Genomic DNA, 25928 nt, shown 5'->3' with positions numbered 1-25928 from the left:
AGAATGATTGCAAGTTAATTGAAAAATGCGTACACTAAGACAGTTAGGGTATGCAGAAATCACCTAGTTTCGAGCACCGTGAAACTAGGTGATTTTAGTTCATTTTTTAGATAAGGAGGCGCCCGCGTGAGCTTAAATCAGCACGAAATGTTTATGAAGTTACTTGAACAAATCGAGTTACCAGATGATCCGTGTTTTGCTGATGCGACGATTGATAAGTTAACTGTTCATCAAACGTCAAAAATCTGGGAATTTCATTTACATTTCCAACACGTCTTACCATTTAGTCAGTTTATGACGTTCCAAAATAAATTGCGACTGGCTTTTCACGATATCGCTGAGGTTAAAGTGATGATTAGTACCGATGAGACCACGGTCAACTCGACAGAATTGGCGAATTATTGGGAGTGGATCGTGCAAAATAGTGGGATTACCTCACCGTTAGTGCAATCGTTATGCAATAGTAACGTGCCCACTTATGAAGATGATCGGGTGTTATTGCTGGCTGAAAATGAAGTGATTCAACGCTTTTTAACCAATCAGGCGTTAGGTCCGATTGAATCGACTTATCAAGCACTCGGCTTTCCGAAGTTTTCCGTGCACACGATGATCGATGAATCAGCTTCGCAAGCCAAAATCCAAGCGTTTCATGCGCAAAAAGCTAAATCTGATCAAGAATTAGCGAAAAAAGCGGAAGCGGCCATTAAAAAGGCTAATGAAAAGCGGCAACAATCCGATGCACCGGCACCGATTGAAGGCCCTGTTCAGTTAGGGAAAGGCATCAATCCGGCTGAACCAGCTAAACAGTTAGTTCAAATTACCGAAGAAGAACGATCCGTCATTATTGAAGGCTATGTCTTTGATGTGGAAGTCCGGACGTTGCGGTCACAACGACAACTGTTGATTTTAAAAGTGACTGATTATAGTTCGTCGATGGTTGTGAAGAAGTTCTCGCGTAATAGCGATGATGAAGCCCAATTTGCGGCGATGAAACCAGGCATGTGGGTTCGTGTTCGTGGTTCCGTGCAAGAAGATAGCTTTATGCGTGATTTAACGTTAAACGCCTATGATATTAACGAAACCACTCATGCCTCACGTCAAGATAATGCCCCAGCCGACGACAAACGGGTTGAATTGCATTTACACTCGAATATGAGTCAAATGGATGCGACCAATAGTGTCTCAGATTTTGTGAAGCAGGCGGCTAAATGGGGGCACCCGGCGATTGCGGTGACCGATCATTCAGGGGCCCAAGCCTTTCCTGAAGCCTTTGCGGCCGGTCAAAAGAATGGCATTAAGGTGTTATACGGGGTCGAAGCCAACATGGTTGATGATGGGGTACCGATTGCGTATAACGATGCTCACGTCGATTTAAAAGAATCGACCTATGTCATTTTTGATACGGAAACAACGGGGTTGTCAGCGATTTATGATAAAGTGATCGAACTTTCAGCGGTCAAGATGGTCAAGGGAAATGTGGTCGATCAGTTTGAAGAATTCATCGATCCCGGTTTTCATTTGTCTGAAACGACGACGAACTTAACCAGTATTACTGATGATATGGTTCGTGGATCGAAATCGGAAGAAGAAGTTTTCCGATTGTTCCGTGAATTTTACGGCGATGCGATTATCGTTGGGCATAACGTCACATTCGATATTGGGTTTATGAATACTGGTTATGCGCGTCATGATATGGGGCCAATTGAGAATCCAATTATTGATACGTTGACCTTAGCGCGCTGGCTGTATCCAACTTTCAAGAGTTATCGGTTGAATACGTTAGCTAAAAAGTTTGGCGTTAATTTGGAACATCATCACCGGGCAATCTATGATGCGGAATCAACGGGTCACTTGAATCATTTGTTCCTAAAAGATGCGGAAGAACGATACGACGTGGCTTTTCATGATCAGTTAAATGACCATATGAATGAAAATGCGGCTTATCGGCATGCACGACCATTCCATGCGACACTATATGCACAGACACAAGCCGGGTTGAAGAACTTGTTTAGGATTGTGTCGTTATCTAACGTGGAATATTATTACCGGGTACCACGAGTGCCACGAAGTATTTTAAATAAATATCGTGATGGCATTTTGGTTGGTTCGGCTTGTTCTAGTGGTGAAGTCTTTACGGCCATGATGCAAAAAGGGGCTGCTGAAGCACGGCAAAAAGCCAGTTACTATGACTTTTTGGAAGTGCAACCCAAAGCAGCTTACGCCCCATTGCTTGAGAGTGAACTCATCGCGGATAATCAACATTTGGAAGAAATTATCGGCAACATGGTTTCATTAGGTGATGAATTGGACATTCCGGTTGTCGCGACAGGTGATGTGCATTACTTAAATCCTGAAGATAAAATTTATCGGAAGGTCCTCATTCATTCACAAGGCGGTGCCAATCCGTTGAACCGGACTGAACGTCCTGATGTGCATTTTAAGACGACTGATGAGATGCTCAAAGACTTTAGTTTCTTAGGCGAAGATGTGGCTCATAAAATTGTGGTTGAAAATTCTCAAGCGATTGCTAACCGGTTCGAAAATGTGCAGCCGGTTAAAGACAAGCTCTATACGCCGCGGATGCCTGGGGCTGAGGATGAAATCAAGCAATTAACGATGGATCGCGCCCATGCTTGGTATGGGACGCCGTTACCAGAAATTGTTCAAAAACGAGTCGATAAAGAACTGAAGAGTATTATCGGTAATGGGTTCTCCGTTATTTATTTGATTGCGCAACGTTTGGTTTATAAATCCAATAAAGATGGGTACTTAGTTGGGTCACGGGGGTCCGTGGGGTCAAGTTTAGTGGCGACTTTATCTGGGATTACTGAAGTGAATCCGATGCCAGCGCATTATCGTTGTCCGAAATGTCAATATTCGCATTTTTATGTCAATAATGAATATGGGTCAGGGTATGATTTGCCACCAAAAGATTGTCCTGAATGTGGGACTGATATGGTACGTGATGGTCAAAATATTCCGTTTGAAACGTTCTTGGGATTTTATGGGAACAAGGTTCCGGATATTGATTTGAACTTCTCAGGAGATTATCAACCGATTGCGCACAACTATACCAAAGTCTTGTTCGGTGAAAAGAATGTTTATCGAGCGGGGACTATTGGGACAGTTGCGGATAAGACGGGTTATGGTTACGTTAAAGCTTATGAGCGTGATACCAGCCAAAATTTGCGAAATGCGGAAATTGATCGCTTAGCTAAAGGGACAACTGGAGTTAAGCGGACAACTGGGCAACATCCGGCTGGGATTATTATTGTGCCCGATTACATGGACATTTATGATTTTACGCCGGTACAATACCCGGCTGATGATCAAACCGCTGCTTGGCAAACCACCCACTTTGATTTCCATTCGATCCATGACAATATTTTGAAAATGGATATTCTGGGACATGATGATCCGACGATGATCCGGATGTTACAAGATTTATCTGGGATTGAGCCTGAAAGTATCCCACCAGTCGATCCGAATGTCATGAAAATCTTTTCAAGTCCAGAAGTGTTAGGTGTCACGGAAGATCAAATTTTCTCTAAAACTGGGACCCTAGGTATTCCTGAATTCGGGACGCGGTTTGTTCGCGGCATGTTAGAAGAAACGCATCCCTCGACATTCAATGAACTCTTACAAATTTCAGGGTTGTCACATGGGACTGATGTGTGGTTAGGTAATGCGGAAGAATTAATTAAAGATGGCACGGTTACGTTAGCTGAGGTTATTGGGTGTCGGGATAACATCATGACCGACTTGATTCACTACGGTATGGAATCCGATATGTCGTTCCAGATTATGGAACACGTGCGGAAAGGCCGTGGGATTCCAGATGACTGGCAACAAGCGATGAAAGATTCGAATGTGCCTGATTGGTATATTGAGTCGTGTTTGAAGATTAAGTATATGTTCCCACGGGCTCATGCGGCGGCTTATATTTTAATGGCGTTGCGGGTGGCTTACTTTAAGGTGTACTTCCCACTTATTTATTATGCAGCCTACTTCTCAGTTCGGGCTGATGACTTTGACCTAGTTGCGATGGCGCACGGTAAAGAAGCCATTAAGGCATCGATGAAAGCTATTACTGATAAAGGCATGGATGCGTCAACGAAGGAAAAGAACTTACTAACTGTTATGGAATTAACCAACGAAATGGTTGAACGAGGCTTTAACTTCTCGATGGTTGATTTGGATAAATCTGATGCGGCAGATTGGCTTATTGAAGGTGACACGTTGATTGCACCGTTCCGGGCAGTTCCCGGACTGGGGCTAAACGTCGCCAAGCAAATCGTGGCTGCGCGAGCAGATAAACCATTCTTGTCGAAAGAAGATTTAGCTAAACGGGGGAAGGTTTCGAAGACGTTGATTGAATTTATGACTGATAATGGGGTTTTAGAAGGGTTACCGGACGAAAACCAATTATCTTTGTTCTAAATTTTGTGGCTGTAAAAGGCGCTGGGTTGCGGATTATGCATAATTATGATACTATATGAGTGTAATTTAAAACTCGTTAACGAGTGAGCAGCGATGCTCACTCTTTTTATTGGACTAATCTGGATAGGAGGCGCAACGTGAGCAGTAATGTTGTTGAAACAATTCAACCGGTGGCCCAGGCCATTGTGGCGGCCCACCAGTTTGAATTAGTTGATGTTGAATTTGTTAGAGAAGGGCAAAGTTGGTACTTAAGAGTCTATATCGACAAGCCAGGTGGCATTAACATTGAAGAATGTGCCATGGTTAGTGATGAATTAAGTGAAAAGTTAGATACGATGGATCCTGATCCAATTCCCCAAGCGTACTTTTTGGAGGTTTCTTCACCAGGTGCCGAACGGCCATTGAAGAAAGAAGCCGATTACCAAAATGCCATTGGTCAATATGTCCATGTGGGGCTATATCAAAAAGTTGATGGCAAAAAGGTCTTCGAAGGCGATTTAGCTGAAGTGACCCCAGAAACATTGACAATTAATTATTTAGATAAAACCCGCCATAAGACGGTGGTCATTGATCGGCAACAAATCGCCCAAGCGCGATTAGCTGTTAAGTTCTAATTAGCAAAGGAGTTTACGCATGAGTAAGGAATTATTAGGGGCTTTAGACACCCTGGAATCAGAAAAAGGCATTAAAAAAGAAGTTGTGATTGAGGCTTTGGAAGCTGCCTTAGTTTCTGCCTACAAACGGAACTACGGCCAAGCCCAAAACGTGGAAGTTGACTTTGACCAAGTTAAAGGTAATATTCATGTTTATGCGGTTAAAGAAGTGGTTGAAGATGTGTTTGATTCACGATTAGAAGTGAGCTTACAAGACGCGTTAGAAATCAACCGTGCTTACGAAATTGGTGATGATATTCGTTTTGAAGTCACACCTAAAAACTTCGGTCGGATTGCGGCCCAAACGGCTAAACAAGTTATTATGCAACGGGTTCGTGAAGCTGAACGTGGCATTATCTTTGATGAATATAGCCAATATGAAAATGAAATTGTCACGGGTGAAGTTGAACGCCAAGACAATCGATTTGTTTATGTTAGCTTAGGTAAGGTTGAAGCGGTCATGGGTCGCTCTGATCAATTACCTGGTGAAGTTTACCGGATTCATGATAAAATCAAGGTCTTCGTATCTAAGGTTGAAAACGCGACTAAAGGACCACAAGTCTTTGTGTCACGGACAGCGCCAGATTTGTTAAAACGGTTGTTTGAACAAGAAGTTCCTGAAATCTTTGATGGTATCGTTGAAATCGTGTCAATCGCTCGCGAAGCCGGCGATCGGGCCAAGGTTGCGGTTCGTTCTAATAATCCTAATGTTGATCCAGTGGGGACTTGTGTTGGACCTAAAGGTCAACGGGTTCAAACCATTGTGAATGAACTTCATGGTGAAAACATGGATATCGTTGAATGGACCGATGATACGGCCGTCTTTATCGCGAATGCTTTGAATCCTGCGGAAGTTTTGGATGTCATTTTTGATCCACAAAACGAACGCGGTTGTACCGTGGTTGTGCCAGACTATCAATTATCTTTAGCCATTGGTAAGCGCGGCCAAAATGCACGTTTAGCAGCTAAATTGACTGGCTTCAAGATCGATATTAAATCGGAAACTGAAGCATCTGATATAATGGAAGCAAACACAGCGGATGTGGCTGCAGCTGAAACTGAAACGACGAGTGATGATGATGTCACACCAGTTGCTACGGATGACGTTGCTGACTTAACCGTTGATGATGATGCACCTGTCTCGGCAGATTCAGCTGATGCAATGCCTGAAGAAGATTCGGCTATTGTCAGTGATGATGCCGCTGATAGCGCTGCAGAATAACTGAAGGAGGTCGGGCTGATGAAAAAAAGAAAAGTGCCGTTACGTAAAGATATTGTAACGGGTGAAATGCATCCCAAGAAAGAACTAGTCCGGGTTGTCAAGAATAAACAAGATGAAGTGAGCGTTGATCCGACAGGAAAAATGCCTGGTCGAGGTGCCTACATTGCGTTAGATGTTAAAGTTGCGGAACAAGCTAAGAAGCAAAAAACATTTGACAAAGCGTTTGGCATTAAAGTTGGCACTGAATTTTATGATGACTTGGTGGCTTATGTTGACCATCAACAAGCCCGAAAGGAATTATTCGGTGATGACGCCTAAACAAGCTTGCTTGAACCTACTGGGACTTTCTCAGCGTGCCCAAAAACAGATTGCCGGTGAAGACTTAGCGCTTGTCGCGATCCGAAATCAATCTGCAAAATTGGTTTTTATTGCCAGTGATGCGGGGCCCACGACCGCCAAGAAGTTCCATGATAAGGCCCAATTTTATGAAGTACCAGTGATCGATACCTTTACGAAGGCGGAATTGAATGCTGCCACTGGTAAAAAACGGACGATAATTGCGATTACCGATGCCGGATTTGCCAAGAAAATGGTTGCGATCATGACGAACTAAAGGAGGATGATAAGATGGGGAAAAAGCGGATTTATGAATTAGCCAAAGAACTCAATGTGCCGAGCAAACAATTGATTGCTCAAGCGCAACAATTGGGTTTTACCGTTAAAAATCATATGTCGACCCTCGGTGACAATGAAGCCCAGCAACTTAAGCAGGCTCGCGTTGGCACCCATCCTAAATCTCAATCGGCTAATGCAACAACTAGCCAAGCTTCACATACTGAAGCTGGAAATGTGACACGAACTGCTTCTAGTGAGCAGCAATCCAACTCGCGTCATCAACAGAGTGGTGATTCTTTGAATAATAATCGTAATAATAATAACCATAGCCAAAGTCGGAGTAATAACGGTAACCGGACGAATAATAGCAACAACGGTTCACGTTCAAATAACTCAACGAACACGCGGTCAACTAATAATAGCCAAAATCGTTCCAATGGGTCACAAAATCGGAACAATAGCAGTGCTAACCGCAGCAACAACTCGGCTAATCGGTCAAACAATAACAGTAATCGGTCAAATGGCGGTAACAACAGCCAAAACCGGAATAACACGAACAGCAATCGCAGTTCAAACGGTAGCGCTAACCGTTCTAGCAACGGTAACAACACGCAAAACCGTAGCAACGGCGGTAACAGCAATAGCAACCGTAATGGTAGTGGCCGTTTCGGTGGTGGCTTAAACAATAGTAACGGTAGTCGTTATCGTGGTAACGGTAATAAACGTCGGAACAATAAGAAACAAAGCCGTAAGAACCAACGTATTCGCCAAGTAAACAACAAGCCAGCGCCAGTTCGTAAGGACAAGCCGTTGCCAGAAACGTTGATTTACACGGTCGGGATGAATGCTCAAGATTTGGGTAAGATTTTGCATCGCGAACCTGCTGAAATCATCAAGAAGTTGTTTATGTTAGGCGTTGCCGTCAACCAAAATCAATCTTTAGATAAAGATACGATTGAAATTTTGGCGACTGATTATGGCATCGAAGCTGAAGAAAAAGTACAAGTCGATGTGACTGATTTGGATAAATTCTTCGACGATGAAAACAAAAACATGGAAAACGCCGTACCACGGGCACCCGTTGTCACGGTTATGGGACACGTTGACCATGGTAAGACGACCTTATTGGATAAGTTACGTCATACGCACGTGACGGCTGGTGAAGCCGGTGGGATCACCCAAGCAATCGGGGCTTACCAAGTTAAACATGATGGCAAAGTCATCACCTTCTTGGATACACCTGGGCATGCGGCCTTTACCGAAATGCGGGCGCGTGGTGCTGATATTACTGATATCACTGTCTTAGTCGTAGCGGCTGATGATGGGGTCATGCCACAAACTATCGAAGCGATCAATCATGCGAAAGCAGCTAATGTGCCAATTATCGTGGCGGTTAACAAGATTGATAAGCCAGGTGCCAATCCTAACCATGTCATCGAACAATTGGCTGAATACAATTTAATCCCAGAAGACTGGGGTGGCGACACGATCTTTGTTCAAATTTCGGCTAAGTTTGGTAAAAACTTAGATGAATTATTGGAAATGATCTTGTTACAAGCTGAAGTCTTGGAATTAAAGGCTAACCCTGATCAAAACGCGGCTGGTTCCGTCTTGGAAGCTAGTTTGGATCGTGGGAAGGGCTCAACTGCGACCTTGTTAGTTCAACAAGGGACGATGCACATTGGTGACCCAATCGTCGTTGGGAATACCTATGGGCGTGTTCGGACGATGACCAACGATAGTGGCCATCGGATTGAAGAAGCTGGTCCATCAACACCAATCGAAATTACTGGGTTGAGCGACGTGCCTGAAGCTGGTGATCGTTTCGTCGTCTTTGATGATGAAAAGACGGCGCGTGATGCTGGTGAACAACGTTCTAAACAAGCGTTAATGGAAGATCGTCGAGCAACTAATCACGTTACTTTGGATAACTTGTTTGATTCAATGAAGCAAGGTGAACTTAAAGAAGTTGACGTTATTATTAAGGCTGACGTACAAGGGTCTGTTGAAGCGTTAGCTGGTAGTTTACGTAAGATTGATGTTGAAGGTGTTCGCGTCAACATTATTCATACGGCCGTTGGGGCCATTAACGAAAGTGACGTTGCTTTAGCCGAAGCAAGTAACGCGATTATTATTGGGTTCAACGTCCGGCCTACGCCACAAGCGAAGTCGCAAGCGGATACTGACGATGTTGACATTCGCTTGCATCAAGTCATCTACAACGCAATCGATGAAATCGAAAGCGCGATGAAAGGGATGCTCGAACCAACCTACGAAGAAAAAATCACTGGTCAAGCTGAAATCCGTGAAATCTACAAGGTTTCTAAGATTGGGACTATCGGTGGTGGGATGGTCACTGACGGTGTCATTCATCGTGATTCTGGTGTTCGGGTGATCCGTGACGGCGTCGTCATTTATGACGGTAAGTTAGCTAGTCTACGTCGTTTCAAGGATGACGTTAAAGAAGTTAAACAAGGTTTCGAATTAGGACTTCGGATTGAAGACTACAATGATATCAAGGTTAATGATGTGATTGAAGCTTATGTGATGAAGGAAGTTCCAATTGAATAATACCCCTAAGGAGGTGCACTAAAATGGCACAACATTATCGGGTTGGTCGGCTAGAACAAGAGATCCAAAAAGAAGTCGATGACATTTTGTTAAAACGGGTCCGTGATCCACGGGTATCTGGGTTAACGATTACGGGTGTCACGGTGACTGGTGACTTGCAACAAGCGACCATTTACTACAGTATTTTATCTGACAAGGCGTCAGATGGTGAAAAAACCGCTACTGGTTTGGAAAAAGCTAAAGGTTTAATTCGTAGTGAATTAGGCTCACGGTTGAGTATCTATAAAACGCCAGAACTCATTTTTGAACGGGACACTTCTGTTCAATATGGGAGCCGGATTGATGAATTAATTAATAACTTAAAACGGCAGGATTAGTACCGGTTCAAGTTTTCAGACAGTGATCAAGTTGATCACTGTCTTTTTTTATACCTTTAGAAGTTGGTACCGCTACCGAGGTTGGTCATTAAGTTGTGTTATACTAAACAGAGTTAATTTTAAGGAGTAAATTATGACAAACGGAATTTTACCGCTCTATAAACCACGCGGTCTCACTAGTTTTGACTGCGTTGCTAAAATTAGAAAATTATATCAAACGAGAAAAGTGGGTCATTCAGGGACGCTGGATCCTAATGTTGATGGCGTTTTGCCTATTTGTATTGGGAACGCTACCAAAGTGGTGCAATTCTTGGTGGCGTCTGGCAAAGAATACCAAGGGAGTATCACTTTAGGGTTTGCCACGACGACAGAAGATTTAGATGGTGAAGAAGTCGATCGACAAGCAATCACAACGCCATTCACGACTGACGAAATCGATGCGGCTTTAGCTAAAATGACGGGATCGATTACTCAAATCCCACCAATGTTTTCGGCGGTGAAAGTCAATGGTCGTCGATTGTATGACTATGCCCGCCATGGTGAAACTGTTGAACGACCAAAACGACAAATTGAAATTACGAAATTTGTTCAGCGGGAAGCGGCGACTTATGATGCTGCAACGCAAACCCAAACGATTTATTTTACCGTCGCTTGTAGTAAAGGCACCTATGTCCGAACCTTGGCTGTTGATGTCGGCAAGCAACTTGGTGTGCCCGCGGTGATGAGTGATTTAACCCGCCTAAAGAGTGGTGGCTTTACGCTCGATCAAACGGTTACCTTTGAACAGATTGCAGCGAGTGTCGAAGCTGGAACAGCCGGTGATTTACTAGCGCCAATCGATATCGCATTAAGTGAGTATCCACAAGTTGCCTTAACCGCGGCACAATGGGATCGCGTTAAGAATGGCGCGTTTATCACCGCTGACGAAGGGCAACAAATTGATCCCGATGCGAACACGATTGTTGCGTTAACTTATCAAGACAGCATAAAATGTCTGTATAGTTATCGCGAAAAAGAACAACGGTATAAACCGTTAAAAATGTTTTCAGTGAATTAAGGAGTCTTTGTCATGCAGGTCATTAAATTAAATTATCCCGATGCCGCTAATCAAATTCCGGCCGACCCGATTGTTTTGGCGCTCGGCTTTTTTGATGGGGTGCATCGTGGTCATCAACAAGTGGTTCAAGCGGCTCGACAAGAAGCTTTAGCTCAAAAGGCTAAGCTAGCGGTGATGACATTTGATCAACACCCGTCAGTCGTGTTCCAACAACGGGATCCTCAACAAGTTCGCTATTTAACGACGGTCGATGAAAAAGCCGAGTTAATGGCTGAAATGGGTGTCGATATTTTATATGTCTTGCATTTCGATGCTGAGGTTGGCGCGATGCCCCCACAAACGTTTGTCGATCAGCTAATTGTTGGTCTTCATACGCAAACCGTGGTGGCTGGTTTTGATTATACTTATGGTCCTGCCGATGTTGCCAATATGCAGAAGCTGGCTATTTATGGACGTGGTCGTTTTAATATTATTGAAGTACCCAAGGCAGTGGATGGTCGTGAAAAAATTAGCTCAACGCGTATTCGTCAAGCAGTGGATGCCGGTGCGATTGATGACGCTAATGAGTTGTTGGGTTACCAATATGAAACTCAAGGGACGATTGTTCATGGTGAAGCTCGTGGACGCACAATTGGCTTTCCAACGGCTAATGTCGCCCATTCAAATAATACGCGGGTTCCAGGCATTGGCATTTATGCGACCATGGTCGAAGTCAACGGCACTTGGATTCCCGGCATGGCTTCCGTTGGTCGTAATGTGACTTTTGGTGATCATCGGCCCATTACCGTCGAAATCAATTTACTAGACTTCAAAGGTGATATTTATGGGACTCACGTTAAAGTGCGTTGGTGTCACCGGATGCGCGGAGAAATCAAGTTTGATGGGGCTGCCGGTCTCGTTGAACAATTAAAACAGGATGAACAAGCGACGCGGGCGTACTTTGCGACCCAACCGTTTCAAGCAACACCACGATTACAAGTGATGCTAACCACTCAGGAGGTTGAAGAAGACTAATGACAAGTACAATTTATCAACATGGAACCTTAGGATTACTCGTGCCTGGTCTATTTACGGGAACGATTACAGCCGCAGAATTGTTGCAACATGGTGATACCGGGATTGGGACGTTGGAAGGCTTAAATGGCGAAGTCATCATTTTAGATGGCCATGCTTATCAAGCGCGTGAAGATGGCGCGATTCGTGAAATCGCGGCGACCGAAAAGTTACCGTTTGCTTCAGTTCACTTTGAAGACGACACCGCGACGACACCGTTAACTAATTTAACGCAAGCGGCTTTTGAACAACAGTTGCTCACTGAGCATCAGCTGCAAAATGTTTTTGCTGGTGTGCGGATTGATGGGACGTTTACCCATATCAAGACGCGAGTGGCGCCAAAACAAGTTCAACCATACCCAACCTTAGTCGAAGCGACCGCTAAACAACCTGAATTTGTTGGCGATAACGTCACTGGGACAATTATTGGGTATTATGCGCCACAGTTATTCCAAGGGGCGACAGTTGGTGGGTTCCATTTACACTTTTTGAGTACGGATCATCAACTTGGTGGTCATTTACTCGGTTTTGAAATTGACCATGCTGATTTGAAGTTACAATCATTTGCCGATTTTCAAGTGCATTTGCCAATTGACAATGCTGATTATCGTCAGACACAATTTGATAATCAAACGATTGATTCAGCAATTAATACGGCTGAACGGTAGGTGACGAAGAGTCTGGGAGATGTGAGCCTGGGCTCTTTTTTGGTCGAAACGTGCGCCAAAAAACTATGCTCGGTCTCAGAACGCCTTTTGTCACAGGCTTTAAAAATTAGCACTCGACCAATTATTTTGCTAAAAAACTTTGTCTTTCCTTGACTTTAAGAGATGGGGTTGTTATATTAGTACTTGTATTAGCACTCCATTAAGTTAAGTGCTAAAAAGAGGTGATGATCACGTTAACTGAACGACAAAGCCTGATTTTGAAGGCCATTGTTCGTGACTATACCGAAGGCGGTAATCCCGTGGGCTCGAAATCATTGGTGCAAGAGTTACCAATGAAAGTCAGCTCAGCCACGATTCGTAATGAAATGGCGCATTTGGAAGAAATCGGATTAATCGTCAAGACGCATCTATCTTCAGGTCGGATTCCATCAATTAAAGGCTATCGTTATTATGTTGATCATATTTTGAAGCCTGAAAAAGTGGATAGCCAAGATTTGAAGGTGATCCAACATTCGTTGGGTGGTGAATTCCATAAAATCGATGAGATCGTGGCGCAATCGGCGGATATCTTGTCACAATTGACGAGTTACACGACGTTTACGTTGCGGCCGGAAGTGAAGAATAGTCGGTTGAGTGGATTCCGGTTAGTGCCATTAGGTAATCATCAAGTCATGGCTATTCTGGTAACCAATAATGGTGACGTGGAAAACCAAACGTTTACGATTCCTAATGATCTAACCGGTGATGAACTCGAACCGGTTGTCCGGTTTATCGATGATCAATTGATCGGCCTGCCGTTACAAGACGTCCTTGCCAAGTTACAATCTGAGATTCCATTGAAGTTGTCGCAATACTTGCAACATCCAAATGGGTTCTTGGATATCTTCGGGCGAGTGTTGTCCAAGGCAGCTGCCGAACGGTTCTATGTGGGTGGTAAGTTGAATTTATTCGACTATACGACTAAGCAAGATCCGCAAGAAATGCGATCATTGTATTCATTGCTTGATCAAACCGATCACATCGCGGATGTGATTGGACCACCTGGTCAACAGATTCAGGTGCGGATCGGGAATGAAATCACCAACGATTTGTTAAAAGACTACAGTTTGATTACAGCTACTTATGATGTTGATCAACATGGTCAAGGCATGATTGCGTTACTCGGACCAACGGCGATGCCTTATTCCCGGATGATTGGGTTAATGGGCGTTTTCCAACAAGAGTTGGCCCGCAAACTGTTAGAATATTACCGGTACTTTGATGAGTGACGGACAAGGAGATGAAATCATTGGCAAAAGAACCAACTAGTACAACTGCCACCGATGAAGCTACGGCTGAATCAACGGCAACCAGTCAAGCGACAACCAGTCAAGCGACAACCGCTACTGATGAAAAAGCACAAGCTGAAACAGTGGTTGATCCAAAAGACCAACAAATTGCAGATTTAAAACAACAAGTTGATGAAAAGGACGATCAACGTTTACGGGCGCAAGCTGAATTAGTCAATATGCAGAGTCGTTTCAAGAAAGAACAAGCAGCCACCATTAAATATGATGGTCAAAGTTTAGCAAAAGACGTCTTACCTGTGTTAGACAACTTAGAACGGGCGTTAGCCACTGAGGCTGACGATGAAGCTGCCAAACAATTGAAGAAGGGTGTCGAAATGGTCTATGATCATTTGCAAACTGCTTTGAAACAACACAGCGTGACAGAAGTTCCCGCTGCCGGTGAGACTTTTGATCCGAACTTGCATCAAGCCGTTCAAACAGTACCAGCAACGGATGAACATCCAGCTGATACGGTTGTCCAAGTCTTACAAAAAGGCTACTTATTTAAGGATCGGACGTTACGGCCAGCAATGGTTGTTGTTGCACAATAATACAAAATAAAAACTTATTAAAAAAAGAGGTTTGTTAATTTATGGCAAGTAATAAAATTATTGGGATTGACCTTGGGACTACGAACTCAGCTGTCGCAGTACTTGAAGGTAGTGAACCAAAGATTATCACAACGCCTGAAGGTGGCCGGACGGTCCCATCAGTTGTTGCATTTAAAGATGGCGAAACACAAGTCGGTGAAGTTGCCAAACGGCAAGCAATCACTAACCCTAACACGGTGGCTTCAATCAAACGTCACATGGGCGAAGCTGGCTACAAAGTAACGGTTGAAGGCAAGGATTACACGCCACAACAAATCTCAGCAATGATCTTACAATACATCAAAGGTTTTGCTGAAGATTACTTGGGCGACACGGTTGAAAAGGCCGTTGTTACAGTACCTGCTTACTTTAACGATGCGCAACGTCAAGCGACTAAAGATGCTGGTAAGATCGCTGGCTTGAATATCGAACGGATTATCAACGAACCAACGGCTGCTGCTTTGGCTTATGGTTTGGATAAAACTGATAAAGATGAAAAAATCTTAGTTTATGACCTTGGTGGTGGGACCTTTGATGTTTCCATCCTTGAATTAGGCGACGGTGTCTTTGAAGTCTTATCAACTAATGGGGATACCCATCTTGGTGGGGATGACTTTGACCAAAAGATCATCGACTGGTTAGTTGCTGGTTTCAAAGCTGACAACGGTGTTGACTTGTCACAAGACAAGATGGCCTTACAACGGTTAAAGGATGCAGCTGAAAAAGCTAAGAAGGACCTTTCTGGGGTTTCTGAAGCTAATATCAGTTTGCCATTTATCTCCGCTGGTGCTAGTGGCCCATTACATTTGGAACAAAGCTTAACACGGGCTAAGTTCAACGAATTAACAGCTGACCTAGTTGAAAAGACTCGGATTCCAGTTGAAAACGCCTTGAAGGATGCTGATTTATCAGCTTCTGACTTAGATGTTGTCATCTTAAACGGTGGGTCAACTCGGATTCCAGCTGTTCAAGAAGCTGTTGAAAAATGGACTGGCAAAGAATCTAACCATTCAATTAACCCTGACGAAGCGGTTGCCTTAGGGGCTGCTGTTCAAGGTGGGGTCATCACTGGTGATGTTAAGGATGTCGTCTTATTAGACGTTACGCCATTATCATTAGGGATTGAAACCATGGGTGGTGTCTTCACGAAGTTAATCGATCGTAACACCACGATCCCAACGAGCAAGTCACAAGTCTTCTCAACGGCCGCTGATAACCAACCAGCTGTTGATATTCATGTCTTGCAAGGTGAACGGCCAATGGCTGCGGACAACAAGACGTTGGGTCGTTTCCAATTAACCGATATTCCTGCCGCACCTCGTGGCGTTCCTCAAATCGAAGTTAAATTCGATATCGATAAGAATGGGATCGTGAACGTTTCGGCTAAGGATATGGGCACGAACAAGGAACAAAAGATTACCATCAAGAGTTCATCGGGTCTTTCAGATGAAGAAATCGATCAAATGGTTAAAGAAGCCAAGGAAAACGAAGACGCTGATAAGAAGCGTAAAGAAGAAGTTGACTTGAAGAACGAAGTTGACCAATTGATCTTCACCACTGATAAGACACTCAAAGAACTTGACGGTAAAGTTTCTGAAGATGAAGTCAAGAAGGCTCAAGATGCCCGTGATGCTTTGAAGAAAGCTCAAGATGACAACAACATCGATGATATGAAAGCTAAGAAGGATGACTTGAACAAGATTGTTCAAGACTTATCTGTAAAGCTTTACCAACAAGCCCAAGAAGCACAAGGCAATGCTGACGGCGCAACCGCCGATGGTACTGACAAGACTGCTGATAAAGGTGACGATAATACTGTTGATGGCGACTTCGAAGACTTAGATAAAGATAAGGACAAGAAGTAAGCATGATCAGTTAACGCAAAAAAGCCAAGGCCGCGCGGCTTTGGCTTTTTGTGTCAACTATGCTAGTATTAATGAGACTTTTATCAAGGATCATTAGGAGGATACGATGGCAGAACAAGATTTATATGGGGTTCTGGGTGTGGCTAAAGACGCCAGTCAGGACGAAATTAAGAAGGCTTACCGAAAACTTTCAAAAAAGTATCATCCTGATTTAAACCATGAACCTGGCGCAGAAGAAAAATTTAAAGCGGTCAATGAAGCTTACGAAACGTTAGGTGACGCCCAAAAGCGGGCCCAATACGATCAATTTGGTTCAACTGGCGGCCAACAAGGTTTTGGTGGTGGCGGCTTCGGCGGTGGTCAAGACTTTGGTGGTTTTGGCGGCGGTGGCGGTTTTGAAGATATTTTCAGTTCATTCTTTGGTGGTGCCGGTGGTGGCAGTCGTCGACCAAATCCGACAGCACCGCAACAAGGTCGCGATTTGCAATATGAAATGACCTTGAAGTTTGAAGATGCAATCTTCGGTAAGAAAACCAACATTACCTATAATCGTGAAGAACAATGTGAAACTTGTCATGGTTCTGGTGCCAAGGTCGGGACGTCACCAGTGACTTGTTCAAAATGTCATGGGAGTGGCTATATTCAAGTTCAAACGAATACACCACTTGGCCGGATGATGAGTCAACAAGTCTGTGATGTTTGTCATGGGACTGGGAAAGAAATCAAAGACAAGTGCCCAACTTGTGGTGGCTCTGGTCATACGGAACAAAGTCATTCAATCAAAGTGACGGTACCAGCTGGGGTTGAAGAAGGGCAACAAATGCGGTTGCAAAACCAAGGGGAAGCCGGCGCTAATGGCGGCCCTTACGGGGACCTCTTCATTATTTTCCGAGTTGAACCTAGCGATGAGTTTGAACGTGATGGGGCGACAATCTACTTCAAGTTACCAATTGACTTCGTGCAAGCTGCTTTAGGTGATGAAGTTCGCGTGAAAACGGTCCATGGTGATGTGAAGATGAAGATTCCAGCCGGGACACAAACTGGCACGACTTTCCGTTTGCGCGGTAAGGGTGCACCACGTTTGCGTGGTAACGGTACTGGTGATGAACAAGTCACCGTTTCGATTCAAACGCCAACTAAGTTAAACAAGGGTCAAAAAGAAGCGTTGAAGACTTTTGCGAAAGCTAGCGGTAAAACCGTTGCTGGCAATGGGAAGAGTTCACTTTTTGATAAACTATTCAATAATTAAGTTTCAGATAAAGGTCGTGTCAGGTTAAACTGATACGGCTTTTTTTGCGGGCTTAAACGGCTAAATCTGAGAAATTCTCAGTAGATGTTTAGTGAAGGTGGCTTTTACGATGAAGATGGGTTCGCTATGCTAGAACTATTGAATGAACCGTGGTACTTGGTTTATTAACTGAACTTGCGGGCACCACTTTTATGAACAAATAGTTTCGATATATTATAAATAGCTTAAGGTGGGTGCTAGTATTAATTAAGGAGGTGAACCGTCTAAATGGCTGGGGACAATTGACGGCTAACGGTCATGTTACAAAACCGTTACAAAATCGTTTATTGATTAAACGGATAAGCAACAATATGAAGTTTTCAGGTGAAAATGGTGATTATATTTTCAAGATTGGTAGACTATTTATTGAATCAAGGTTGTCAATCATTCAATTAATTGCGACGGTCATTAGGAGATCAAAGAGTGATTAATTAACTAATGGGGGAGTTAATGCCTTGTGAAACGTTTAAAAGTATTGATGTATTTCTTGTTGGGTTTAATCGTCGTTGGCGGTGTGGGCTATTATGTGCATACGGCTGACTGGTCGGTCCAGATTCAGAAGAAGGCGGCGAAGCAAAAGAAGAAACGTAAAATTGCGGCTAAAAAGAAAAAGATCAAGCATCGTGTTGCAAAGACACACTTTGTTAAAACGAAAGCATCAAATCAACAGGTGACAAAACTCTTAGCGCTAACCAAGTTTGTGGGGACTGCGTTAGTTGTTAAAAATGGTCACGTTATTTATCATAAAGGATTTGGCTATGCTGATGAGGCAACGGGGCAACCCAATACACCATTATCAAAATACCAAATTTTATCGATTCAAAAGTCACTGACCGCGGCTTGTGTGATGCGGTTGGTTCAAGCTGGCAAAATCAACTTGAATGATCCATTGTCCAAGTATTATCCAGGCATCGCGGGTGGTAAAAAAATCACGTTACGCCGTATGTTAGATATGGACTCAGGTTTGACCTTTGGTAAGGGATCATCACAAGCATTATCAGAGGCTCGTGTCATTGATTATGCAGTTGAAAATTTAAACAGTGATCCGGCTAAGATGGGACAGTGGAATTATCAACCAGTTAATTATGTTTTATTAGCGGGGATTATTCGACAGGTTACCGGTGAATCTTATCGGCGGTATTTCACCCAGCATATTATTAACGCTTTGCAGTTGAAACATACTGGTTTCGTTAGTGCTGGGCAAGGGCAGCATGGGACACAAGGATACAAGTATTCGGGTTCTCAAGTAGTGGCCACTTATCACACGGCTTTTCATGAAACGACTGCCCAAATGGCCAATGAGTTAGGTACTGGACAAATTTATATGAGTGCCGGTGATCTATTTAAAGCTGAAAAGGCGATTTTGACGGGGAAGGTTGTTACCCCGCAAAATGTCGCTATCTTGCATACCGCTGCAACTAGTAGCACGTATGGTGGTGGTGTTTATAACATGGCCAATGCGATTCGGTCGCATGGAATTGGCTATGGTTATGAATCATCGATTATGCTATCAGATGATGGCAAAAATGGCGTTGTCTTATTATCCAACTATTATCGGCCAACGGTGACCATTCAAACGACGGCTGAAAAACTATTTAATGAATTAGAAGCTGGCAATTTGAAATAGCCAGTTGGGGCATTTTGAGGGGGTGGAGCAATGTTCGCAAAATTGAAAGTTTGGTTTCAGCGCCCAGTGGTGCAGTTTATAACTTTAACGATCTTCTACTTTGCGGTCATGTTAGCTTTGGTTTATCTCTATGGGTACAGTGGTATCAACCAGGCTAAGTTTATTTATAACGAGTTCTAAATGGGCAAGCAGTTTTATGCCTGAGATTATTTTTGGGGGAAAGCACAATGATTGAAAATATGATCAAAACAATTGATGATTTTGCACGCACACAACCAACGAAAGTGGTCTACGATGTGCAAGGCGCCACACATACTTACGCTGAATTAAAGGCGTACTCAGATGCGTTGGCAGCTCATTTAGATTCATTAGATCTAAAACCAAAAGCACCGATTATTGTCTTTGGTGGACAAACGTTTGAAATGATTGCCACCTTTTTAGGGGTCGTCAAAGCTGGTCGGGCTTATATTCCAATTGATACGCATTCGCCAAACGAACGGTTGACCATGATTAATGAAATTGCTGAACCAGCGGCGGTGATTGCCGTTGTTGATTTACCAACAACCGTGGCTGATACACCAGTCATTACACCAACTGAATTAGCACAAACTTTTGCTAAGCCAGTCGACTATACCGCTGACCATGCCGTCAGTGGTGATGATGATTACTATATTATCTTTACATCCGGAACCACTGGGAAGCCTAAGGGGGTTGAAATCAGCCACGATAACTTGCTAAGTTATGTGAACTGGATGCTTAGTGACGGCTTCGGGTTGCCAAAACAGCCTAATTCGCTCTCACAACCACCATATTCATTTGACTTGTCAGTTATGGACGTTTATCCAACATTGGCCTTAGGTGGGACGTTATATGCGTTACCAAAGACGGTGACCGATGACTTTAAACAGTTATTTGCAGCGTTACCACAATTACCAATTAACGTTTGGGTGTCGACACCATCCTTTATGGATATTTGCTTGTTGGAACCTAAATTTGATGCTGAACATTTGCCAAACTTAACACACTTTCTATTCTGTGGGGAAGAATTAACCCACAAGACGGCGGCGACGTTAAAACAACGTTTCCCAGCTGCACGGATCTTCAATACGTATGGTCCAACTGAAACTTGTGTGGCGGTTACTCAGATTGAAGTTACCGATGAAGCATTAGCAAAATATGATCGGTTGCCAATTGGTTATGCTAAGGCAGATACCAAGATGAGTATCGTTGATGTCAATGGGGAATCGGTTCCTGCTGGCACTGAAGGTGAAATCATTATTAGTGGGCCAAGCGTTTCTAAGGGTTATTTAAACAATCCGGCTAAAACTGAAAAAGCCTTCTTCATGTTAGATGGCGAACGGGCTTATCATTCTGGTGATATTGGTGTGATGGACGAAGATGGTCTATTCCGTTATCGTGGTCGAGTTGATTTCCAAATTAAGATGCATGGCTATCGGATTGAATTAGAGGAAGTCGACCATTTCTTAGGTCAACAACAACACATTGAACAAGCCGTTGCCGTACCGAAGTACAATAAAGAGCATAAGGTGACGCAAATGATCGCTTACGTAGTGCCAAAGGAGAATGACTTTGAAAGTGATTTTGCTTTGACCACGGCGATTAAAAAAGACTTGCAAGGAATGATGATGGAATACATGATTCCGCAACGTTTTGTTTATAAAACGAGCTTGCCATTGACGCCAAACGGCAAGATCGATGTAAAATCGATTATCAAAGAGGTTAATCCCGAATGATGTCATTTGATCCTTACGGTAACCCAACGTACTTCGTTTTACTCTTTATTGCGCTGTTACCGTTGATGATTGGGCTACTCTATGGTCGGCGTTCGCACTGGTATGAATCTTTAATCTCATTTGTGTTCTTGATGCTAACCTTTGGGGGCATTAAATGGCGCACTGGGATTGCCTTAATCATTTATTTAATTTACCAAATCACCTTGGTTTGGTTATATTCACGATATCGGCAGCGTCCCGATTCGCCGAATAAAGGCTGGATTTTCGTTGTGAGTGTGATTTTAGCAATTATTCCGCTTGCCATTGTTAAAATTACACCGGCAGTGCATCATGGCGCTAGTTCGATCATTGGCTTTTTGGGGATTTCCTATTTAACCTTTAAAGTTGTTCAGATGATCATGGAAACTCGTGATGGGACGATTAAAGAATTTCATCCGGTACTCTTCGGTCAATTCTTACTCTTCTTCCCAACCATTTCTTCGGGGCCGATTGATCGGTACCGGCGGTTTGTTAAGGATTACGAGAGTGTGCCAACACGGGAAAAGTATTTAGAATTAGTTGAAAAAGGGGTTCGATATATTTTTATCGGCTTCTTCTACAAATTCATCTTGGCCTACATTTTTGGGACAGTGATGTTACCAACGGTTGAACATGCGGCATTACAAGCCCATGGGATCTCGTGGGCCTTAGTTGGTGTTATGTACACCTACAGTATGGATTTGTTCTTCGACTTTGCCGGGTACAGTTTATTCGCGGTTGGGGTTAGTTACTTGATGGGAATTGAAACCCCAATGAACTTTAACCAACCTTTCAAATCTAAAAACATTAAAGATTTCTGGAATCGTTGGCACATGACGTTGTCATTTTGGTTCCGTGACTTCATCTACATGCGGTTAGTCTTCTTTATGATGAAGCATAAGATCTTTAAGAGTCGGATTACCACCGCGAACGTGGCTTACGTGATTAACATGTTAATCATGGGGTTCTGGCACGGGGAAACTTGGTACTATATCGTTTACGGGCTATTCCATGGCTTAGCAATGGTTGTTAATGATGCTTGGTTGCGATTCAAGAAGAAAAATCAAGCGCAAATACCACACAATAAGTTTACGGAATACTTCGCAATTTTCTTAACGTTTAACGTGGTCTGTTTTAGTTTCCTAATCTTCTCTGGCTTTTTAAACCAGCTTTGGTTTGGCGCTAGACCATAAAAAATAAAAATATTACTAAATAAGGGGAGTCATTATCATGGACGAAACACAATCAACAGTACTTTCAATTTTACAAGATTTAACAGGTGAAGATGTTTCTAGCAATATGGATACGAACTTATTTGATGAAGGTATTTTAGACTCAATGGGTTCAGTACAACTTTTACTTGAATTACAAAACCAACTTGGCATTGAAGTGCCAGTTTCTGAATTTGAACGTTCCGAATGGGACACCCCAGCTAAAATTGTTGCTAAGGTCGAGAGCATGCAATGAGCGTTTCAAAACGCCTGTTTAAGATTTTTGGGCCAATTATTCTGGCAGCGATCCTGTTATTGGCCGTCCTGCTTTCACCATTCTCATTTGGCTTAAATCGCGTTTCAAAATCAACCGAAAAAACGGCGGCAGTTTCATTATCAGCCAATGTTTTAAAAGGTCGGTTGATTAAACGACGGGCTTTAAGCGATAATTATGTGCCATTCTTTGGTTCATCTGAATGGTCCCGATTTGATCCAATGCATCCATCGGTTTTGGCGGCTAAGTACCATCGTAATTATCGGCCATTCTTGCTGGGGGCGCGTGGTACGCAGTCTTTAACCCAATACTTCGTGATGCAATCGGTTAAAAAGCAGTTAACAAATAAGAAAGCTGTCTTTGTAATTTCGCCACAGTGGTTTGTACCGCAAGGGACGCGTAAAGATGCGTTTGGGTATTATTACTCACCGTTACAAACAACTGACTGGTTACAAACAGAACAAAATACGGCGATGGATCGGTATGCCGCTAAGCGGTTATTACAGATGCCATCAGGTTCGTCTGATAAGGTGTTAGCCGGCGCCTTGGCTCGAGTTGCTGCTGGTTTCAAACCAACGAGTGTGCAACGTGCCTATATCAATTACAAGGCTCGAGTTTTGGGGAGTGAAGACGAATTCTTCTCACGGTTTGGTATCTCTGGTAAAAACTTAAATATCGTTCAGCAGCAAACTAATCTATTGCCAGCCACTTACAACTTTAATAAGTTGGATCAATTGGCGGGTAAGATTGGGAAGCAACAAACGACATCTAATAGTCTAGAAATTAGTAATAAGTTCTGGAAAACAAAACTGAAACGGAACTACAAGCGGTTAGCAAACTCGCAAACGACTTTGGATTACACCAAATCGCCAGAATTTGCGGACTTCCAGTTAGTGCTTAATCAGTTTGCTAAGAATAATACCAATGTGATGTTTATCATTCCACCAATCAATCAACGTTGGGCCGATTATACCGGCTTATCAATGAAGATGATTGCGCAGTTTGATAAGAAGATTCGCTACCAATTACAGAGTCAAGGGTTCAATAATATCTGTGACTTGTCACAAGATGGTGGCCAAGATTACTTTATGACCGATACCATTCATTTAGGTTGGCGCGGTTGGTTAGCGGTTGACAAACAAGTTGATCCGTTCTTAACTAAGCAACAAAAGACCCCAACCTATAAGATTAGTAGTAAGTTCTATAGTAAGCAATGGCAACAGTTAGATCCTGCCGACTTGAGTTCGTATGCGGCAAAATAGCTTGGTTTAAATTGAAGTCGTCAATCCAGTTAATCTGGATTGACGACTTTTTTATCAGACTAATTAGGGAAGTGTTACCAGAAAAATTGAGATTGCTGGGTTTAGTTGGTATAATTGACAAGACTAGGAATTCGTAAGAAAGTAGGAAAATCAATGGATAAAGCGACAATGCAAGATCGGCAACAGCATATTCGTAATTTCTCAATCGTCGCCCATATTGACCATGGTAAGTCAACATTGGCGGATCGAATTTTGGAATTAACGGATACGATTTCCAAGCGTGAAATGCAAGATCAAGTCCTCGATTCAATGGATCTTGAACGTGAGCGTGGGATTACAATTAAGTTAAATGCGGTGGAATTACACTATCAAGCTAAAGATGGCGAAACTTATATCTTTCATTTGATTGATACCCCAGGACATGTGGATTTTACGTATGAAGTGTCACGGAGTTTAGCGGCCTGTGAAGGCGCTGTGTTGGTCGTGGATGCAGCACAAGGGGTCGAAGCGCAAACGCTCGCTAACGTTTATTTAGCGATTGATGACGACTTGGAAATTGTGCCAGTGATCAATAAGATTGATTTACCTTCAGCGGAGCCAGAAAAAGTTCGACAAGAAATTGAAGATGATATCGGGATTGATGCTGAAGACGCCGTGTTGGCATCGGCTAAGGCTGGTATCGGGATCGAAGATTTGCTTGAACAAGTAGTGGCTAAGATTCCGGCACCAACTGGTGATCTCGAGGCACCGTTGAAAGCCTTGGTGTTTGACTCAATCTATGACGATTATCGTGGGGTTGTGTTGAGTATTCGGATTCATGAAGGCATTGTGCGGCCTGGCGATAAGATCCGCTTAATGAACAGCGGTAGTGAATATGAAGTGACCGAAGTTGGGGTTAACTCACCTAAGCCAATTGCCAGAGACTACTTGATGGCCGGTGATGTTGGGTATATTACGGCCAGCATCAAGGATATTCAAGATACTCGTGTTGGGGATACCGTAACCAACGCAAAACGGCCAACTGAAAAGGCCTTGGAAGGCTATCGGGAAATGAATCCAATGGTGTATGCCGGGATTTATCCAACCGATAATGCGAAGTTTACTGATTTGCGTGAAGCGTTGGAAAAATTGAAGCTAAATGATGCGGCATTGGAATTTGAAGCCGAATCATCACAAGCGTTAGGTTTTGGGTTCCGGTGTGGGTTCTTAGGTCTCTTGCATATGGACGTCATTCAAGAACGGCTTGAACGTGAATTCAATCTTGATTTGATCACTACGGCGCCATCCGTAACCTATCATGTGAAGATGACCGATGGCACCGAAAAAGAAGTCGAAAATCCAGCCGAAATGCCGGAAGCGTCTTCGATTAAAGAGATTCAAGAACCTTACGTTAAGGCGCAAATCATGGTGCCTAACGACTATGTTGGCGCAGTCATGGAATTGGCCCAACGCAAACGCGGTGAGTTCGATACGATGGCGTATTTAGATAGTAACCGGGTAAACGTGGTCTATCATATTCCGTTATCAGAAATTATCTTTGATTTCTTTGATAAATTGAAGTCCAATACGCATGGATATGCATCATTGGATTATGAAATTGATGGGTATCGCGCTAGTGAATTAGTGAAGATTGATATCTTGCTAAATGGTGACAAGGTCGATGCGTTGAGTTTTATTGCGCATAAGGACTTTGCGGCAGCACGTGGTCGTGAAATTGCATCAAAATTGAAGACCATCATTCCACGACAAAACTTTGAAATTCCAGTGCAAGCAACGATTGGTGCCAAAGTTATTGCGCGGACCAATATCAAGGCTTATCGGAAAGACGTGACGGCCCACTTATATGGTGGTGACCGGACTCGCCGGATGAAGTTATTGGAGAAGCAAAAAGCCGGGAAGAAACGGATGAAGGCTGTCGGCCGGGTGGAAATCCCGCAGGAAGCCTTCATGGCTGTTTTGAAAACGGACGAGGAAGAGAAGCCGTCGTAATAGGGTGGTTGTTAAAGGGTTCTGCGTAAGCAGGGCTCTTTTTAGCTTGTTATTTTGGCAGTATTG

Annotated in this window: 21 protein-coding genes; all 21 read left to right on the top strand. The window is 43.4% G+C overall.

Annotation, left to right across the window (positions count from 1 at the left end; all coding sequences use genetic code 11):
- Positions 1–126 precede the first annotated feature (126 nt).
- The 21 genes from FFM84_RS04010 (at position 127) to lepA (ending at position 25862) form a co-directional block, all read left to right on the top strand.
- Positions 127–4440 carry a PolC-type DNA polymerase III gene (locus FFM84_RS04010; protein ID WP_130843289.1) on the top strand — a complete coding sequence of 1438 codons (4314 nt, stop codon included), beginning with the start codon at positions 127–129 and terminating at the stop codon, positions 4438–4440.
- A 137-nt stretch (positions 4441–4577) separates the two neighbouring features.
- The gene (gene rimP / locus FFM84_RS04005; protein WP_130843290.1) at positions 4578–5054 is read left to right on the top strand and encodes a ribosome maturation factor RimP; all 477 of its coding nucleotides are present in this window, start codon (positions 4578–4580) and stop codon (positions 5052–5054) included.
- A 19-nt stretch (positions 5055–5073) separates the two neighbouring features.
- The gene (nusA, locus tag FFM84_RS04000) at positions 5074–6315 is read left to right on the top strand and encodes a transcription termination factor NusA (RefSeq protein WP_130843291.1); all 1242 of its coding nucleotides are present in this window, start codon (positions 5074–5076) and stop codon (positions 6313–6315) included.
- An 18-nt stretch (positions 6316–6333) separates the two neighbouring features.
- On the top strand, positions 6334–6633 hold the full coding sequence (rnpM, locus tag FFM84_RS03995; protein WP_130843292.1) for an RNase P modulator RnpM: 300 nt from the start codon (positions 6334–6336) through the stop codon (positions 6631–6633).
- Positions 6623–6928 carry a YlxQ-related RNA-binding protein gene (locus FFM84_RS03990; protein ID WP_130843293.1) on the top strand — a complete coding sequence of 102 codons (306 nt, stop codon included), beginning with the start codon at positions 6623–6625 and terminating at the stop codon, positions 6926–6928. The genes rnpM and FFM84_RS03990 overlap by 11 nt, the downstream gene beginning before the upstream one ends.
- A gap of 14 nt (positions 6929–6942) precedes the next feature.
- Positions 6943–9501, top strand: a complete 2559-nt coding sequence (gene infB, locus FFM84_RS03985; protein WP_130843294.1) for a translation initiation factor IF-2 — start codon at positions 6943–6945, stop codon at positions 9499–9501.
- Positions 9502–9524: 23 nt separating this feature from the next.
- A complete protein-coding gene (rbfA, locus tag FFM84_RS03980; RefSeq protein ID WP_130843295.1) occupies positions 9525–9878 on the top strand; it encodes a 30S ribosome-binding factor RbfA in 354 nt (117 codons plus the stop codon).
- 133 nt (positions 9879–10011) lie between these two features.
- Complete coding sequence (gene truB / locus FFM84_RS03975; protein ID WP_130843296.1) at positions 10012–10935, top strand: tRNA pseudouridine(55) synthase TruB; 924 nt, start codon at positions 10012–10014, stop codon at positions 10933–10935.
- A 12-nt stretch (positions 10936–10947) separates the two neighbouring features.
- A complete protein-coding gene (ribF, locus tag FFM84_RS03970) occupies positions 10948–11949 on the top strand; it encodes a riboflavin biosynthesis protein RibF (protein ID WP_130843297.1) in 1002 nt (333 codons plus the stop codon).
- Positions 11949–12656, top strand: coding sequence for an acetolactate decarboxylase (gene budA / locus FFM84_RS03965; protein ID WP_130843298.1), 708 nt, complete (start codon positions 11949–11951; stop codon positions 12654–12656). Before ribF ends, budA begins: the two co-directional genes overlap by 1 nt.
- 224 nt (positions 12657–12880) lie before the next feature.
- Positions 12881–13924: a heat-inducible transcriptional repressor HrcA gene (gene hrcA / locus FFM84_RS03960; protein ID WP_130843299.1), complete on the top strand. Its 1044-nt coding sequence runs from the start codon at positions 12881–12883 to the stop codon at positions 13922–13924.
- A gap of 20 nt (positions 13925–13944) precedes the next feature.
- The gene (gene grpE / locus FFM84_RS03955) at positions 13945–14535 is read left to right on the top strand and encodes a nucleotide exchange factor GrpE (protein ID WP_130843300.1); all 591 of its coding nucleotides are present in this window, start codon (positions 13945–13947) and stop codon (positions 14533–14535) included.
- A 41-nt stretch (positions 14536–14576) separates the two neighbouring features.
- Positions 14577–16439, top strand: coding sequence for a molecular chaperone DnaK (dnaK, locus tag FFM84_RS03950; RefSeq protein WP_130843301.1), 1863 nt, complete (start codon positions 14577–14579; stop codon positions 16437–16439).
- Positions 16440–16545: 106 nt separating this feature from the next.
- Positions 16546–17688: a molecular chaperone DnaJ gene (gene dnaJ, locus FFM84_RS03945; RefSeq protein ID WP_130843302.1), complete on the top strand. Its 1143-nt coding sequence runs from the start codon at positions 16546–16548 to the stop codon at positions 17686–17688.
- 496 nt (positions 17689–18184) lie between these two features.
- Positions 18185–19354 carry a serine hydrolase domain-containing protein gene (locus tag FFM84_RS03940; protein ID WP_130843303.1) on the top strand — a complete coding sequence of 390 codons (1170 nt, stop codon included), beginning with the start codon at positions 18185–18187 and terminating at the stop codon, positions 19352–19354.
- Between the two features lie 30 nt (positions 19355–19384).
- A complete protein-coding gene (locus tag FFM84_RS03935; RefSeq protein ID WP_130843304.1) occupies positions 19385–19534 on the top strand; it encodes a teichoic acid D-Ala incorporation-associated protein DltX in 150 nt (49 codons plus the stop codon).
- Between the two features lie 47 nt (positions 19535–19581).
- Positions 19582–21108 carry a D-alanine--poly(phosphoribitol) ligase subunit DltA gene (dltA, locus tag FFM84_RS03930; protein ID WP_130843305.1) on the top strand — a complete coding sequence of 509 codons (1527 nt, stop codon included), beginning with the start codon at positions 19582–19584 and terminating at the stop codon, positions 21106–21108.
- Positions 21105–22319 carry a D-alanyl-lipoteichoic acid biosynthesis protein DltB gene (gene dltB, locus FFM84_RS03925; RefSeq protein ID WP_130843306.1) on the top strand — a complete coding sequence of 405 codons (1215 nt, stop codon included), beginning with the start codon at positions 21105–21107 and terminating at the stop codon, positions 22317–22319. The genes dltA and dltB overlap by 4 nt, the downstream gene beginning before the upstream one ends.
- Before the next feature lie 37 nt (positions 22320–22356).
- Positions 22357–22593: a D-alanine--poly(phosphoribitol) ligase subunit DltC gene (gene dltC / locus FFM84_RS03920; RefSeq protein WP_165444427.1), complete on the top strand. Its 237-nt coding sequence runs from the start codon at positions 22357–22359 to the stop codon at positions 22591–22593.
- A complete protein-coding gene (gene dltD / locus FFM84_RS03915) occupies positions 22590–23873 on the top strand; it encodes a D-alanyl-lipoteichoic acid biosynthesis protein DltD (RefSeq protein WP_130843308.1) in 1284 nt (427 codons plus the stop codon). Before dltC ends, dltD begins: the two co-directional genes overlap by 4 nt.
- Positions 23874–24026: 153 nt before the next feature.
- On the top strand, positions 24027–25862 hold the full coding sequence (gene lepA, locus FFM84_RS03910) for a translation elongation factor 4 (protein ID WP_130843309.1): 1836 nt from the start codon (positions 24027–24029) through the stop codon (positions 25860–25862).
- The last annotated feature ends 66 nt before the right edge of the window (positions 25863–25928 follow it).

Origin of the sequence: Lactiplantibacillus mudanjiangensis (assembly GCF_005405385.1) — a bacterium.
Lineage (GTDB): Bacteria > Bacillota > Bacilli > Lactobacillales > Lactobacillaceae > Lactiplantibacillus > Lactiplantibacillus mudanjiangensis.
Note: the sequence above shows the minus strand (reverse complement) of the source record. Positions and strands in the feature narration are given on the sequence as shown.